This window comes from Streptococcus sp. SM5, assembly GCF_027497975.1.
Map to the genome: position 1 here is coordinate 175,174 of NZ_JAJNSC010000005.1, position 16,166 is coordinate 191,339.

General features: G+C 39.6%; 18 protein-coding genes. 1 reads left to right on the forward strand and 17 read right to left on the reverse strand.

What is annotated here, in order from left to right; all coding sequences use genetic code 11:
- Nucleotides 1-34: 34 nt before the first annotated feature.
- The 9 genes from PAN07_RS05725 to cdaA all read right to left on the reverse strand — a co-directional run bounded on the left by PAN07_RS05725 (nucleotide 35) and on the right by cdaA (nucleotide 8,796).
- Complete coding sequence (locus tag PAN07_RS05725) at nucleotides 35-628, reverse strand: hypothetical protein (RefSeq protein WP_269797461.1); 594 nt, start codon at nucleotides 626-628, stop codon at nucleotides 35-37.
- Nucleotides 628-2,496 carry an ABC-F family ATP-binding cassette domain-containing protein gene (locus PAN07_RS05730; protein WP_269797462.1) on the reverse strand — a complete coding sequence of 623 codons (1,869 nt, stop codon included), beginning with the start codon at nucleotides 2,494-2,496 and terminating at the stop codon, nucleotides 628-630. Before PAN07_RS05730 ends, PAN07_RS05725 begins: the two co-directional genes overlap by 1 nt.
- Nucleotides 2,493-3,692, reverse strand: coding sequence for a CCA tRNA nucleotidyltransferase (locus PAN07_RS05735; protein ID WP_269797463.1), 1,200 nt, complete (start codon nucleotides 3,690-3,692; stop codon nucleotides 2,493-2,495). The genes PAN07_RS05730 and PAN07_RS05735 overlap by 4 nt, the downstream gene beginning before the upstream one ends.
- The gene (gene dapB, locus PAN07_RS05740) at nucleotides 3,689-4,456 is read right to left on the reverse strand and encodes a 4-hydroxy-tetrahydrodipicolinate reductase (protein WP_269797464.1); all 768 of its coding nucleotides are present in this window, start codon (nucleotides 4,454-4,456) and stop codon (nucleotides 3,689-3,691) included. Before dapB ends, PAN07_RS05735 begins: the two co-directional genes overlap by 4 nt.
- Nucleotides 4,457-4,506: 50 nt before the next feature.
- On the reverse strand, nucleotides 4,507-5,355 hold the full coding sequence (locus PAN07_RS05745; protein WP_269797465.1) for a DegV family protein: 849 nt from the start codon (nucleotides 5,353-5,355) through the stop codon (nucleotides 4,507-4,509).
- Between the two features lie 3 nt (nucleotides 5,356-5,358).
- The gene (locus tag PAN07_RS05750) at nucleotides 5,359-5,733 is read right to left on the reverse strand and encodes a DUF1149 family protein (RefSeq protein WP_250306906.1); all 375 of its coding nucleotides are present in this window, start codon (nucleotides 5,731-5,733) and stop codon (nucleotides 5,359-5,361) included.
- Between the two features lie 66 nt (nucleotides 5,734-5,799).
- Nucleotides 5,800-7,149 carry a phosphoglucosamine mutase gene (gene glmM / locus PAN07_RS05755; protein ID WP_269797466.1) on the reverse strand — a complete coding sequence of 450 codons (1,350 nt, stop codon included), beginning with the start codon at nucleotides 7,147-7,149 and terminating at the stop codon, nucleotides 5,800-5,802.
- 26 nt (nucleotides 7,150-7,175) lie between these two features.
- Nucleotides 7,176-7,952 carry a CdaR family protein gene (locus tag PAN07_RS05760; protein ID WP_269797467.1) on the reverse strand — a complete coding sequence of 259 codons (777 nt, stop codon included), beginning with the start codon at nucleotides 7,950-7,952 and terminating at the stop codon, nucleotides 7,176-7,178.
- Nucleotides 7,939-8,796: a diadenylate cyclase CdaA gene (gene cdaA, locus PAN07_RS05765; protein ID WP_269797468.1), complete on the reverse strand. Its 858-nt coding sequence runs from the start codon at nucleotides 8,794-8,796 to the stop codon at nucleotides 7,939-7,941. The genes PAN07_RS05760 and cdaA overlap by 14 nt, the downstream gene beginning before the upstream one ends.
- Nucleotides 8,797-8,930: 134 nt before the next feature.
- Here cdaA and PAN07_RS05770 point away from each other — a divergent pair, with 134 nt between their 5' ends.
- Entirely contained in the window at nucleotides 8,931-9,899 is a 969-nt protein-coding gene (locus tag PAN07_RS05770) for an NAD(P)/FAD-dependent oxidoreductase (RefSeq protein WP_269797469.1), read from the forward strand.
- Nucleotides 9,900-9,934: 35 nt separating this feature from the next.
- On the opposite strand, the gene whiA is transcribed toward PAN07_RS05770, so the two are convergent.
- From whiA to PAN07_RS05810, 8 genes are all read right to left on the reverse strand, one after another.
- A complete protein-coding gene (whiA, locus tag PAN07_RS05775) occupies nucleotides 9,935-10,846 on the reverse strand; it encodes a DNA-binding protein WhiA (RefSeq protein ID WP_269797470.1) in 912 nt (303 codons plus the stop codon).
- Complete coding sequence (locus PAN07_RS05780; protein WP_269797471.1) at nucleotides 10,843-11,820, reverse strand: YvcK family protein; 978 nt, start codon at nucleotides 11,818-11,820, stop codon at nucleotides 10,843-10,845. Before PAN07_RS05780 ends, whiA begins: the two co-directional genes overlap by 4 nt.
- On the reverse strand, nucleotides 11,817-12,707 hold the full coding sequence (gene rapZ, locus PAN07_RS05785; protein ID WP_269797472.1) for an RNase adapter RapZ: 891 nt from the start codon (nucleotides 12,705-12,707) through the stop codon (nucleotides 11,817-11,819). The genes PAN07_RS05780 and rapZ overlap by 4 nt, the downstream gene beginning before the upstream one ends.
- Nucleotides 12,708-12,758: 51 nt before the next feature.
- Nucleotides 12,759-13,139: a RidA family protein gene (locus tag PAN07_RS05790; RefSeq protein ID WP_269797473.1), complete on the reverse strand. Its 381-nt coding sequence runs from the start codon at nucleotides 13,137-13,139 to the stop codon at nucleotides 12,759-12,761.
- Between the two features lie 9 nt (nucleotides 13,140-13,148).
- Nucleotides 13,149-13,736, reverse strand: a complete 588-nt coding sequence (yihA, locus tag PAN07_RS05795) for a ribosome biogenesis GTP-binding protein YihA/YsxC (RefSeq protein ID WP_269797474.1) — start codon at nucleotides 13,734-13,736, stop codon at nucleotides 13,149-13,151.
- A gap of 8 nt (nucleotides 13,737-13,744) precedes the next feature.
- Nucleotides 13,745-14,977, reverse strand: a complete 1,233-nt coding sequence (clpX, locus tag PAN07_RS05800) for an ATP-dependent Clp protease ATP-binding subunit ClpX (RefSeq protein WP_269797475.1) — start codon at nucleotides 14,975-14,977, stop codon at nucleotides 13,745-13,747.
- 201 nt (nucleotides 14,978-15,178) lie between these two features.
- The gene (locus PAN07_RS05805) at nucleotides 15,179-15,685 is read right to left on the reverse strand and encodes a dihydrofolate reductase (protein WP_269797476.1); all 507 of its coding nucleotides are present in this window, start codon (nucleotides 15,683-15,685) and stop codon (nucleotides 15,179-15,181) included.
- Between the two features lie 128 nt (nucleotides 15,686-15,813).
- Nucleotides 15,814-16,166 (reverse strand): ferritin-like domain-containing protein (locus tag PAN07_RS05810; RefSeq protein WP_269797477.1); only part of this gene is annotated, 353 nt, incomplete at its 5' end.

Sequence of the window (16,166 nt, forward strand, 5' to 3'; positions counted from 1 at the left end):
TAAAATTCGGAGGTTCGCTCGCTCAATGAAATCTTTACTTCCTTTTGCTTTTAGAAGTTTGATTCCGTTGACGATTCTGTTGGATGCGCCACTCTCGCTCAAAGTAAGACATGGTTTCAAATACTCTCTCTGGCAAACCAACATCCAGCAAATAGATTGGGATTTTCAAAACGTTAGAATGTTGTGAACTTGAAAATCTACTTCGAAGACGGTTCCAGAAAGAGTTGGATTTTAAAAGTTCCTTGTCATAAAACTGAACCTCAATAATATAAAAATCCCTTGCATTTCTACTACCCTTAATTCTCGTGAGAGCAAACTTTTCTACCTGTCCCCAGGAATAAAACTGCCAGTCTTTCTTTGGATATGGTTTATAGGAAAATCCTTGAGCTGTACATTTTAAATACTCTTTATCAGAAAAAAGCCGAAGCAAATGTTGATACAAAATGAAGCCAACGATGAGGATTAAGAAACCAATAAAGAGAATTAAAGCCACCAATCCCATAGGTGGTTCTTCAGGATAGCTCAGCAAAAACGAAAGGATCCAAAGTAGAAGAGCCAATTCTAGTAGGCAAAGAATAAGGCTCAAAACGATTTTCTTACTACTCCATTTAATAATTGTTTCTTCCATTATACTAACTCACTTAAATATTCATAGCGTTCATATTTTTCCAGCAAGTCTTCATTTTTCTCGTCTAACTCTTTTTGAAGGGTAGCTAGTTTCCCAAAGTCAGAACCATTTGCTAGCATTTCTTCCTCTATAGAAGAGATGCGGTTTTCCAAGGCTTCGATGTCACCTTCAATACTTGCCCACTCCTGCTTTTCTTGGTAGGTCATCCGTTTCTTTTCTTCACGGACCTTGACTACCTTTTCCTTCTCAGCTTTTTGACTTTGTGTTACTGCTTCTGCTTCAAAGGCCTTTTCATCTAGGTAGTCTGTGTAATGTCCAAAGAAAGGACGGATGGTCCCATCTTCAAAAGCGAGAATTTTAGTTGCTACCTTATCAAGGAAATAGCGGTCGTGACTAACTGTCAAGACTGGTCCTGCAAAACCTTGTAAGAAATTTTCTAGAACTGTTAAGGTCGCAATGTCTAGGTCATTTGTCGGTTCATCTAAGAGAAGCACATTGGGTTTTTCAAGGAGTAATTTGAGGAGGTACAGACGCTTCTTCTCTCCACCTGACAGCTTCTCAATCAAGGTACCGTGCGTTGAACGAGGGAAAAGAAATTGTTCTAGTAATTCTGCAATGGATGTCGTAGTACCACCGCTAGTCTTAACCTCTTCTGCCACTTCCTGCAGGTAATTGATAACCCGCTTACTTTCATCTAAACCTTCAATTTGTTGAGAGAAATAAGCGATACGTACCGTTTCACCGATGATAACTTGTCCTTCAGTAGGTTCAAGACTTCCTGCAATAAGATTAAGAAGGGTTGACTTCCCAACACCATTGTCCCCGACGATTCCGATACGGTCTTTGGCTTGGACCAAAAGATTAAAATGTTGCAGAATCGGTTTATCGTCATAGGCAAATGAAACATCCTTAAACTCGATAACTTTTTTACCGATACGGCTAGTTTCAAAATTCATGCTCAAGTCTGTCTCAATGCTAGTATCTGAAACTTCCTTTTTCAAGTCATGGAATCGATTGATACGAGCTTGTTGCTTGGTCGCACGAGCTTGAGGTTGTCGTCTCATCCAAGCCAATTCTTGTTTGTAAAGTTGTTCCTTTTTGTGAAGAAGAGCTGCATCGCGTTCATCCTGTTCTGCCTTGAGACGGACATAATCTTGGTAATTTCCTTGATATTCTGTCAAACCTGCTCTGTCCAACTCAAAGATACGCGTAGAAAGAGCATCCAGGAAATAGCGATCGTGAGTGATAAATAACACTGTTTTCTTGGAATTTTTCAAAAAGAGAGTTAACCATTCAATGGTCGCAATATCCAAGTGGTTGGTAGGTTCATCAAGAAGCAAGAGATCATGATTTCCTAAAAGCACTTGCGCCAATTGAACCCGTCTACGAAGACCACCCGACAAAGCTCCAACAGGAGTTGATAATTCTTGAATGCCTAGTTTACTGAGAACAGTCTTGACCTGACTTTCGATTTCCCATGCTTGGAGAGAATCCATCTCCGCCATGACCCGTTCTAGACGCGCCTGCTTGTCCTCACTGTAGTTGAGCATAAGCAGTTCATACTCCCGAATCAACTGGATTTCTTTGAGGTCACTGGATAAAACAGTATCCAAGACAGTCTTACTGTCATCAAAATCGGGATTTTGAGTCAGGTAGCCTATCTTGTAATCACTCTTTGCTGAAAAAGGGCTAACATCACCATCGAAACCTGAAACTCCTGAAAGAACATCTAAAAGAGTCGTTTTCCCGGTTCCGTTGACACCGATAAGACCGATTCTATCCAAATCATGAATGATAAAGGAAATATCCTTAAAGACAGTCTTATCACCAACAGATTTACTTAGTTTTTCAACGATAAAATCACTCATTTTCTCTCCCTTAAGTATGCATGGATAGCTTCCACTTCATTATCTAGAGCACCATCCACAATAGCGTACTCAATTTCTTCTAAAACATCTCCCAATTCTGGCCCTGGTTGGTAACCGTATTCTTTGATAAGAATACCACCATTGATTTGCATCTCTTTCTTATCATGAATAGTCAAGCTCTTGTATGTTTCTGTGATTGCTTGCGGATTGACTTCTTTTCCTTGAGCTCTGCGAAGATTTTCAGCCTGTAGAAGCAAGTCCAAATCAAAACGGTAACAATCACGTTTACCTAGCTCCCCTTCTTCTCGGAGAGCTAAAATAGACAGCAAATCCTTTACCTGCTTAGCAAATTGGCGTGAAGTCTTCCAATGTTTCAAAAACTTTTGAGCATCTTCTACTTCTAAAACCCATAAAAGTGCTGCCCAAGCTTGTTCAGAAGATTCAAAAGTGAAATTACCCTCTAAATCAAACAAAGACTGGAGTTTCTCCTGACTGCCTACCATATCTGGAAGATAATCATAAGCTTTGCTTGCAATCATAGAAGATAAGCCTACTCGCCAGTAGGGAGCCAGTAAAAGCTTATCAAACTCGACAAAGGTGCGTTCCACAGAAATCTTCTCCAAGAGCGACGTTAAGGCCTTCATCGCTTCAAACGTTTCTTGCTCGAGTTCAAAACCAAGACTAGCCTGAAAACGAAATCCACGCATAATACGCAGGGCATCTTCGTTGAAACGCTCACTGGCGACTCCAACCGCTCTCAGGACTTGATTTTCTAAATCTTTGAGACCATCAAATAAATCGATGATTTCCCCTGTCTCGTCCAAGGCAAAGGCATTGACTGTGAAATCTCGGCGCTTAAGGTCTTCTTCCAGTGAACGAACAAAAGAAACAGAACTTGGTCTCCGATAGTCTACATAGACATCTTCTGTTCGAAAAGTGGTAACTTCGTACTCTTCATCTCCGTCTAAAACCAAAACAGTACCATGCTCAATACCGATATCAGCTGTGCGTGGAAAAATCTGCTTGGTCTCTTCTGGATAAGATGAAGTCGCAATATCCACATCATGGATGGAGCGGTTAAGAAGGGCATCCCTAACGGACCCACCCACAAAATAAGCCTCAAATCCTGCTTCTTTAATTTTTTCTAATACTGGTAAAGCCTTCTGAAATTCAGAAGGCATTTTTGTTAATTTCATAGTATGTGTTCTAATCCATAGACAAGCTCATGACGCTTGACAACTTCTTTGATTCCCAAATTCACCCCTGTCATGAAGGAGCTACGATCATAGGAGTCATGACGCAGAGTCAATCCCTCTCCTTGATTTCCAAAAATGACCTCTTGATGAGCTACCAGACCTGGTAAACGAACCGAATGGATTCGCATACCATCAAAATTAGCTCCACGTGCTCCCGCAATGAGTTCTTCCTCATCACAAGCACCTTGTTGAATAGACTCACGAACTTGAGCCATCAACTCAGCTGTTTTAATAGCTGTCCCGCTCGGCGCATCTTTTTTCTTGTCATGGTGGAGTTCAATAATCTCCACATTTGGGAAATATTTAGCTGCTTGTACTGCAAATTGCATGAGCAAGACAGCACCCAAGGCAAAGTTTGGAGCAATCAAGCCACCAAGCTTTTGACTGCGAGATAAATTTTTAAGTTCTGCAATTTCTTCTGTCGTGAAACCTGTTGTTCCTACCACTGGAGCAAAACCATTTTCAAGAGCAAATCGTGTATTTTCGTAGGCAACGGCTGGCGTTGTAAAATCCACCCAAACATGGGCATCAAAACCTGCCAAGTCATTTTTATTATTGAAAACAGGAATTCCTTGCCACTCAGATGCAGATTCAAAAGGATCCAAAACGGCTACTAGTTCCAGTCCAGGATCAGACAAAACCATCTGACAAGCAGCTTGGCCCATTCTTCCCTTAAATCCAGCAATAATCACTCGTATACTCATCTTTACTCCTATCTAAGATACAAAGGGCGTTAGCTGCCCACATTACGAGACTATACAATTGGAGTGTAGCTCAGAGCGATACTACCTTCACCAAGGTGGGTTCCAATCACACTACCGATGGTCGCTATTTCAATATTACTTGTTACTCCACTTTCAAGTAACTGCTGACGCAATTCCTCTGCTTTTTCAGGAGCATTTCCATGAATGACCGTAATACGGTAGTCTCCATCTTTTGTCAACTCTTTGATAATTTCTACCAAACGTTTGGTTGCCTTCTTTTCCGTACGAACTTTTTCATAAACTTCAATGACACCTTGGTCATTAAAGTAAAGAATAGGCTTGATACTAAGAAGATTTCCTAAAATAGCTGCTCCGTTGGATAAGCGTCCACCCTTGACCAGATGGTCAAGGTCATCCACCATAATAAAGGCAGAAGTTTTAGTGATTTGTATATCCAGTTTTTCCAAGATAGAGTTGAAATCTTCACCTTGTTCTACCCATTGAAACACACTTTCAACCATAAACCCTAAAGGGGCACTCGTAATTCGTGTATCAGGAAAAGCAATGGTTAACCCTTCAAATTCATCCTTCATATATTGAATGTTTTGATAAAATCCTGAAATACCAGACGACAAGAAGAGTCCTAAAGCATGAGTGTAACCTTGTCCTTTCAAAGAACTTAGTATTTCATCTAGCTTTGCAATACTTGGTTGACTGGTTTTAGGTAGTTCAGATGAACGAGCCATTTTTTCATAAAATTCTTGAGCGGTTAGATTTACACCTTCAACATACTCCTGTCCGTCGATATTCACAGGAATGTCAAGCACAAATAAATCTTCTTTCCGCAAGGTTTCCGCTTGTAGAAAAGCAGATGAGTCTGTTATGACCGCTAATTTCATTTTTTAAAACTCCAAATTAATTCCTGGTAAATCTAGGGCGATTTCAGTTACTTCATAAGTCAAGCGATTTAGCATGTCTAAACATGGGCGTGCAAGCTTTTCAACTTCTTCCTGGCTAAATTCACTTGGTTGATCAACAATACGACCTTCTACGTGGTTTACTTGAGAAATTGTTCCACTAATCACAAATTTATCAAAAACAATCATAAAGCTCAAAATAACGATTAGAGAAGTTACTTGATTTTCTTGATCATGTTGAAGTAATTGAAAATTGACATCAACCTTTGTTTCAGGAACACCATTTTCGTTTTCCCATTCGAAATTACGAGCATCAAAATGATACTGACTGACAAATTCTTGTTCACGTTTTAAATTCATGTTTATCTCCATTGATACAATTTACTTTGACATTGTACCATATTTCCAAATATTCTGCTGATTTATCTAAATTCCAATCTCATCTTTAACAACCGCAGCAATAGTGTCCACATAGTAATCTACTGCTTCTGTTGTAGGTGCTTCTGCCATAACACGTAAGAGTGGCTCTGTTCCGCTTGGACGAACGAGAATACGGCCATTTCCTGCCATCTCTTCTTCCATTTTTTCAATAATTTCCTTGATATCAGGAACTTCCATAGCTTTTTCCTTCATGGCATTCTCTACACGAATATTAACTAGCTTTTGCGGATAGATAGTTACTTCTGAAGCCAACTGAGACAAGCTCTTACCTGTTTCCTTCATGATTTTAGTTAATTGAACAGCTGATAATTGACCATCTCCAGTCGTATTGTAATCCATCAGGATGACGTGACCTGACTGCTCACCTCCAAGGTTGTAGCCAGACTTTCTCATTTCTTCAACTACGTAACGATCTCCAACTGCAGTAACAGCTTTGTTAATACCTTCGCGATCGAGCGCCTTATGGAAACCTAAGTTAGACATGACTGTTGTTACAATCGTATTTTGAGCCAACTGGCCTTTTTCGGATAGATATTTCCCGATGATGTACATAATTCTGTCACCATCGACAATCTCACCATTTTCATCAACCGCAATCAGACGGTCGCTATCTCCATCAAAAGCTAAACCAATAGCTGACTGACTTTCTTTCACGAGCTCTTGCAAAGCCTCAGGATGTGTGGAACCAACATTCAAGTTGATATTAAGACCATCTGGAGTCTCCCCAATAATAGTCAATTGAGCTCCCAAATCTGCAAAAATTTGACGAGCACTTGTTGAAGCTGCACCATTAGCAGTATCCAAGGCTACCTTCATTCCTTCAAGTGGAGTTCCTGTTGAAACTAAATATCCTTCATACTTGCGTAATCCTTCTGGATAATCAACAACAGAACCCAAACCTTCTGCACTTGGACGTGGAAGAGTATCTTCACTCGCATCCAGCAAAGCTTCGATTTCTGCTTCCTTATCATCATCCAGTTTAAAGCCATCACCACCAAAGAATTTAATACCGTTATCAAGGGCTGGGTTGTGGCTTGCTGAAATCATAACACCTGCACTAGCCCCTTCCGTTTTAACTAGGTAGGCAACTGCTGGAGTTGCGAGAACACCAAGTTTGTATACGTGGATTCCTACTGAAAGTAGACCCGCAATTAGAGCTGATTCTAGCATCTCACCTGAAATACGTGTATCACGCCCTACAAAAACTTTTGGTGCTTCTGTCGCATGCTGACTAAGAACATAGCCCCCAAAACGACCTAGTTTAAAGGCCAATTCTGGCGTTAATTCTACATTAGCTTCTCCACGGACACCGTCCGTTCCAAAATATTTACCCATGGTTATTATCCTTTTCTAAGAAATTTTTATTGTTCTTTTTTCGAAGTATCTGTATTTACATCCGAACTCGTTGTAGATGAATGAGTTGTAGTCGTTGCACTGTTAGTATTTTTTACTGGTCTTGTTACAACTTTCATTGTTGTCTCAAACGGAGTAATTACAACAGGGAGAACTGTTCCGTTTTTATCTACAGCTTGTAAAGGTACGGAATCTGAATAGTTCCCAGTTAGTCTCTCGCTAGTTGGTAACATAGCAACAATCTTATCAATTTTAGATAAGGTATCCTCATCACTTGTTACTGAGACCCGTTGATTTGAAATAATGACACTATCAACGATGATGCTGTCATCAATTTGACTATAGTCAATCTGTGGTATGACTGGAACGTTTTCTCGTGTGACTTTCTTCCCAATCTTAACTGTTATTTTCTGAGGGGTTGCAACTGCAGTCAGTCCACTAGGAAGATTCTCAATCGTTAAGGGAACTTCAATAGTTCCTTCTGTAGCTTGAGTCAAGTCGGCTGTTACTTTAAACTTACGTGTACTTTCTTTCATTTCACTGGCTAACGTAACTCGATTTGATCCTGTTAAAAAGACAGTAACCTCTGAACTAAAGCCACTGATAAAATACTGGTCACTATCATATTGTATATCAATAGGTACATTTAAAACTGTATTTGTATAAGTTTCTGTCTTCGTTGTTCTAGCATTACTATTATTTTGATAATTGATAGACGTTGCATACACAAATAAAATACATGCAAATAGGAGAGAGGAGATAATATAAAGACTATTTCTTTTCATGTTTCCAACCTCCTAGTACACGTTCTATCAGGCTTACCTCTTGTGTGGCCACCGGGACAAGAATTTTTCGCAATTCTGCTTCAAACTCTTCAATGGTCAGATCGTGTTTGAAGACACCGTTATGAGTAATAGAAATGCCACCAGTTTCTTCTGAAACAACAAAGGTGAGAGCATCAGAAACTTCTGATAAACCAATCGCAGCACGGTGACGAGTACCAAATTCTTTTGAAATTCCTGTATTTTCAGTCAAAGGTAGATAGGCTGAAGTTACAGCTATCCGTTCTCCCTTAACAATTACTGCACCATCGTGCAAAGGAGTATTAGGAATAAAAATATTAATCAAAAGTTCTGCTGAAATTTTTGCATCAAGAGGAATCCCAGTCGAAATATATTCTTGTAAGGTTCTGACACGTTGAACAGCTACCAAAGCACCTATTTTACGAGGACTCATGTATTCGACTGATTTGACGAAAGCACGAATCATTTGTTCTTCTTTGCTAATTGGAGTATTAGTGAAGAAATCTGTTGCACGACCTAATCGTTCTAATCCCGTCCGAATTTCAGGAGAAAAAATGACAACCGCAGCAATAACCCCATAAGTAATCAATTGGTTAATCAGCCAAGAAATAGTCGTTAAACCCAAAAAATTTGCTAATATTTGAGCTAAAATAAAGACTAACACCCCACGAACTAGAATCATGATTTTAGTTCCTGCGATTGATTTTGTAAACTGATATAAGATATAAGTAACAATCAAAATATCTATTAGATTGATCACTATACTCCAGGGACTGGAAAATAAACTAGACCAGTATTGGGGATTAGATAATTGTTGGAAATTCATCCAAGGTCTCCTCCACGTTAAAAAAGCTTCTCTTCATTATATCATTTTCTGTAAAAATTTTCTTCATCCTACATTATTTTACATTGTCGGAAAATATGATAGAATAAGAAAATAGAAAACACAAAGGAGAAACCATGTCTCAACTCTATGACATTACCATCGTTGGAGGTGGTCCTGTAGGTCTGTTTGCTGCATTCTATGCTCATCTACGTCAAGCCAAGGTCCAAATTATCGACTCTCTTCCACAACTAGGTGGTCAACCCGCTATTCTCTACCCTGAAAAACAAATCCTTGATGTTCCTGGTTTTCCAAATCTAACTGGAGAAGAATTGACAAGTCGTTTGATTGAACAACTCAATACCTTTGAAACAGCTATTCATCTAAATGAAACTGTCATGGATATTAAAAAGGAAGATGACCATTTTAGCATCAAGACCAACAAAGGAAGTCACCTCACAAAAACTGTCATTATTGCCATGGGGGGAGGAGCCTTTAAGCCACGTACACTGGAATTAGAAGGTGCTGAAACTTATGAGAACATCCACTATCATGTTTCTAATATTCAGCAATATGCTGGACAGAAAGTAACCATTCTTGGAGGTGGTGATTCTGCCGTCGACTGGGCTATAGCTTTTGAAAAAATTGCTCCGACCACTCTTGTTCACCGTCGAGATAATTTCCGTGCCCTTGAACACAGTGTGAAAGCTTTGCAAGAATCATCTGTTACCATCAAAACACCATTTATCCCAAGTCAACTTACGGGTGATGGACAAACTCTTGAAAAATTGGAAATTTCTAAAGTTAAATCAGACCAAACTGAGCTTATCGAGCTTGACCATCTTTTTGTCAATTATGGATTTAAATCTTCTGTCGGTAACCTTAAAAATTGGGGATTAGAACTCAATCGTCATAAGATTATCGTAAATAGCAAGCAAGAATCTAGCCAAGCTGGAATTTACGCAATCGGTGACTGCTGCTACTATGAAGGTAAGATTGACTTGATTGCCACAGGTCTAGGTGAAGCACCTACTGCAGTTAACAATGCTATTAACTACATTGACCCCGAACAAAAAGTACAACCCAAACACTCAACCAGTTTATAACAAAAAAACCACGAATACTTGATTCGTGGTTCTTTTTATAATTCGTCGGCTAGTTTGTTTAATTTCCTTAGTTTATGATTAACACCACTCTTGGTCATTGGATTGCTAAGACTATCTGCCAACTGCTGGATAGAATAGTCTGGATGTAGAATACGCAAACGAGCTACTTCCTGCAAATCAGCGGGTATATTATCCAAACCAATTCTATCATTAATTTTACTAATATTATTAATAGTCTTCATACTGGCAGATATAGTTCGAGCAATATTTGCAGTCTCTGCATTATTGGCACGGTTGAGGTCATTCCGAGTTTCTCGTAAGATTTTGACACCTTCAAAAGTATCACGCGCCTCCATAGCTCCAATGACGATGAGAAAGTCCATGATGTCCTCCGCACGTTGAAGATAGGTTACTGCACCTTTTTTTCGTTCGATTACTTTGGCATCTAGTAAAAAATGCTGGAGGAGTGAAGCAATCCCTTGAGCATGATCTAAGTATACTGAACTGATTTCAAGCTGATACTTCCCTGATTCCGGATCTCGAATACTCCCGTTTGCCAAAAAAGCTCCACGGAGATAGGCACGCCCTGCTTCTTCATCAGCTAGAATTTCAGGCGCAATCCCTGTTTCTAGCCCAAAGAAAGAATCAGCTAGATGCAAGTCACTCAAGATTTCTTGCACCCGCTCATCTGTATAAACAGTATAAACACGATTCTTACGGAGATTATTTCTTTGATGGTGACGAACCTCCGACTTAATTTCATAAAAGTATAAAAAAGATTCATAGAGATGTCGAGCTAATTTAGGATTCTCTGTTATAACCGATAAAGTTAATCCTGAAGAAGACAAACCTATGCTCCCAGACATCTTTATAATGGCTGAAAGTTCCTGTCGACTCAAATGATGTCGACGGAGAATTTCTTCTTTTACTGCAACTGTAAAACTCATTTTCTTACCTGTATAATTCGCATCAATTCATCTACAATCAAGTCACCATCGTGAAAAGCACCACCGTTTTCCAAGCGAAGGAAATTAGACGAAATCACACGAGGAACTTGCTTTCGCAAGCCTTCAAAGTCATGTTCAACCTGCACTAAATATTCGTCAAAAAGGTTGGTATCCATATAGTCTCTTGGAACTTTTTCAATATTAACCAAGACAGTATCAATAAAAGGTCTACCAAGATGTCTCTGCAAGACCTCGACATGGTCACTGTCGGTAAATCGTTCCGTTTCTCCACGTTGAGTCATGATATTGCAGACATAGGCAACTTCTGCCTTAGTTTCTAAAAGAGCCTGTCCAATTTCTTCAATAACAATATTTGGTAAGATTGATGTAAAAAGTGATCCTGGTCCTAAAACAATCATATCACTTTCAAGAATGGTATTCACAACTCGGCGGCTAGCTTGCGGCTTTTCATCATCGAGTGTATTTGATACATAGACATAGTCAATCATCCCCGGATGATCAGCAATATGACTTTCACCAGACACTTCTGTCCCATCTTTAAAGACAGCATGAAGGGTCAGAGGATGGTCACTAGAGGGATAAATCTTCCCAGTCGTATGGAAAAACTTACTCAGTAATTGCATAGCATTATAAGTTGAACCTTGCATCTCTGATAAGCCTGCAATAATAATGTTCCCCAGTGGATGACCAGCAAAAGCACCTGCCTCATCAGAAAAGCGATACTGAAATACTTTCTCATAAAACTTTGGCATATCAGACATGGCTACGAGGACATTTCGAAGATCTCCAGGAGGTGTTAATTGTTGGATGTTTTTTCTTAGTTCGCCTGATGAACCTCCATCATCTGCTACTGTTACAATGGCTGCAATTTCGACATCTTTTTCCCGTAAACTTTTTAGGATAACAGGAATCCCTGTTCCTCCACCAATCACCGTAATTTTTGGTTTTCTCATGAACGGTTTACCGTTTCCTTTCTTCGATCTTTATCACGATGACTCTCGTTGACGGGCCACTTTTTAGCTAAATCATTAGCCAATCGTTTCGCAAAAGCAACACTTCTGTGTTGACCACCAGTACAACCAATAGCAATCGTCAAAACAGATTTTCCTTCTTTTTGATAACCTGGTAGGATTGGTTCAATCAAGGCTAACAGGTGACTATAAAAGGACTCTGATTCTTCGTGCTTCATAACATAGTCATAGACAGCTTGATCTACACCTGTTTGATTACGGAGTTCTGGCAGATAGTAGGGATTTGGCAAGAAGCGAACATCAAAAACCAAATCAGCATCTATCGGAATACCATATTTAAATCCAAAAGACATAACCTCGATACGGAAGGACTGACTTTGCTCTTGATCTGAAAACTGTTCCGCAATGGTTTTACGAAGTTCACGAGGTGTCAATTCTGTAGTATCAACAACATTCTGGCTCATATTTTTTAGCGGAGCCAATAACTCTCGCTCTAACTTAATCCCATCCAAAATACGACCATCTGCTGCAAGAGGGTGACTTCTTCTTGTTTCCTTATAACGTGCAACCAATTCCTTATCAGCAGCATCTAAAAAGAGAATCTTGAAGTCTAAGTCTTCTTGATTTTCTATCTCATCAAGAACCAACTGAATCTCTGAAAAGAAAGAGCGACTTCTCATATCCACGACCAAGGCTAACTTGTGGTCGTCATTTTTTGTCTCTACCAACTGAATAAATTTTGGTAAGAGAGCAGGGGGCATATTATCGATTGTAAAATACCCTAAATCTTCAAAGGATTGAATGGCCACAGTTTTCCCTGCACCACTCATCCCCGTCACAATTACAAGGTGAAGTTGTTTCTTTGTCATCATAATCTCCTTATATCAAAAGAAGTTTGGAAGAACCAAACTTCAAATAGCTTATCCAATCTCTGCGATTACTTCAATTTCAATCTTAACATCGCGAGGCAGACGCGCTACTTCCACAGCTGAGCGAGCTGGAAACTCTTCTTTAAAAGCAGTTTGGTAGACCTCATTAAAAGGAACAAAGTCGTTCATGTCACTTAAGAAACAGGTTGTTTTAACAACATGGTCAAAATTAGTTCCAGCTTCTGCCAAAATGGCAGCAATGTTTTTCAAGACCTGCTCTGTTTGCTCTTGAATAGTCTCCCCCACAATCTCCCCAGTTTCGGGAGATAGAGGAACTTGACCACTCGCAAATAGTAGATTACCGACGATTTTCCCTTGAACGTACGGTCCGATAGCCTTTGGGGCTTTATCTGTATGAATTGTTCTAGCCATTCATTTTCCTCATATTTTCTCTAAAATAGCGTCCCAAGCTTTTTCCATTCCTTCCTTACTTACAGATGAGAATAGAATAAAGTCATCACTAGGATCAAAGTTCAATTTCTTTTTAACGGCTGATTCGTGCTTGTTCCACTTACCACGTGGAATCTTATCAGCTTTGGTAGCCACAACGATAACTGGAATCTCATAATATTTGAGAAACTCGTACATTTGTACATCATCAGCAGAAGGATCATGGCGTAGGTCCACTAGACTAACTACCGCACGAAGATTTTCACGAGTAGTCAAGTATTCCTCGATCATACGCCCCCATTTTTCACGTTCTTTTTTAGAAACTCGCGCATAACCATAGCCAGGAACATCTACAAATCGCATTTTATCGTCAATATTAAAGAAGTTTAGCAACTGAGTTTTACCAGGTTTCCCTGACGTCCGAGCTAAATTCTTGCGATTAAGCATGGTGTTGATAAAACTAGACTTACCAACGTTCGAACGACCTGCAAGGGCAATCTCTGGAAGTTCATCCTGTGGATAGTGTGACTTGTTTGCCGCACTCAGTAAAATCTCTGCATTATGTGTATTGATTTCCATAATCACCTCTAGGCTGTTTCGAGGATCGGTTTGTCCGTTCCATCTACTGCTGCTTTTGTGATACGTACTGTTTTCACATCTTCCTTACTTGGTACTTCAAACATGATATCTAACATGGTTTCTTCGATGATAGATCGAAGACCACGGGCACCAGTTTTGCGTTCAATAGCTTTGTTAGCAATTTCCTGAAGGGCCTCATCGTCAAATTCAAGCTCAACATCGTCATATGAAAGCAAGGTCTGATATTGTTTAACCAAGGCATTTCTTGGTTCCTTCAATATGCGAACCAAATCATCTACAGTCAACTGCTCAAGTGCAGCAAAGACAGGCAAACGTCCAATCAACTCAGGAATAATTCCAAACTTTTGAATATCCTCGGCGATGATTTCTTGCATGTAAGAGCTGTTCTCATCAATAGCTTTATTGTTTTGGCCAAAACCAATGACTTTTTCACCCAAACGCTGTTTGACAATTTCCTCGATCCCATCAAAGGCACCACCTACAATGAAGAGAATATTTTTGGTATCTACTTGGATCATCTCTTGTTGCGGATGCTTACGTCCACCTTGTGGAGGCACACTTGCTACTGTACCTTCGATAATCTTAAGAAGGGCTTGTTGAACACCTTCGCCAGAAACATCACGTGTGATGGAAACATTCTCACCTTTCTTGGCAATCTTATCTATTTCATCAACGTAGATAATCCCACGTTCTGCACGTTCGATGTTAAAGTCAGCAGCTTGCAAGAGTTTGAGGAGGATATTTTCCACGTCCTCACCTACATAACCAGCCTCAGTAAGAGCTGTTGCATCTGCAATGGCAAAAGGTACATTCAAACTTCTAGCAAGGGTTTGAGCAAGGAAAGTCTTCCCAGATCCAGTTGGGCCAATCATCAAAATATTAGACTTTTGTAGATCCACATCTTCTGATTCTTCACGATTGTCGTGGAAATTGATGCGTTTGTAGTGGTTATAAACCGCAACAGCCAAGGCACGTTTAGCACGATCTTGACCAATCACATAGTGGTTCAAGATGTTTAGGAGTTCGATTGGTTTTGGCACCTCAGATAAGTCTGCCAAGACTTCCTCTGCTAACTCCTCACGAATGATTTCCTGGGCTAACTCCACACACTCATTACAGATAAAGGCGTTGTTCCCAGCGATTATTTTTTTAACTTCATCTTGGCTCTTGCCACAAAATGAGCAATAAACCATCATATCATTTTTTCTATTTGTCGGCATGATTTCCTTCCGTCCTAATCATTGATTCTCTCTAAAATAAGGTCATATAAAAAGCATGAATACTATTTACCAAGTTGGTAAAAGCATTTAGCCATAGCAGAACAGCAAGCCCAAATCGCTTTTTACGAAAAGCTTGTCCCCCAGCTATGAGGCAGACAGCACACAAAAGAGCTGTAAAAAAACCAAAAACACTGCGCTCCATTAGACTCCCTTTCTTTTTCTATATTCTATGGTGAAATCATAATTATTCTTATCATCTTTAGCATAACTCTTGCTAGTAACCGTTTCAAATGCAGTCAAGTCAAAATCTTCTGGGAAATAGGTATCACCTTCAACTTGAGCATGAATTTGTGTCACGATAATCTCATCCAAATAGGCTTCAAAGAGCTGAAAAATCTGCTTTCCTCCGAGAATATACAGATTTTTCTCTTGATTTTGGTACCAGCTTAATACAGACTTAACATCCTGGAAAACCAAAGCACCATCAATCGTTTCCTCTGGATTACGTGTTAAAATCAGAGTTTCACGCCCTGGTAATAAACGTCGTCCCATTCCATCAAAAGTTACACGCCCCATTAAAATAGCGTGATTCAAGGTTGTTTCTTTAAAATGCTTTAACTCTGCTGGCAAATGCCATGGTAGACGATCTTCTTTCCCGATTAAGCCCTTTTGGTCTTGGGCCCAAATCGCTACGATTTTCTTTGTCATGCTTTCATCCTTTTCATTGGTAGTTCTATTTTATCAAAAATCTCTAAAAAAGACTGTTTTGGGATGCCCTCAAAGAGAGAAAAATCCGTAGAAAATGATCTACGGATTTTTTATTTACCTATTGCTTTTTACAAACTTGGTGCTTGTCCTAATTCAGCGGCAAGCATCCAAACTGTTTTTTCAAGCTCTGCTTTAGCACCAACGAAGATATCATTAGTAACATCATCACCTTCCTCATCAGTTACATCCAATGCTTTTTGGAAGAGTGTGATGAGGTAACGATAAATAGATAGAACACGCTCTAAACTTTCTTCAACGTTACGGAATTCACCAACTTCTTCTTCAATTTCACTGTGTTGAAGGAACTCCGTCAAAGTAGAGTAAGGTTTGCCACCAAGTGTAATTAAGCGTTCGCTAATTTCATCCAATTGTCCGTCTAAACTATCCATGTATTCATCCATCTTAGGATGCCATACCATAA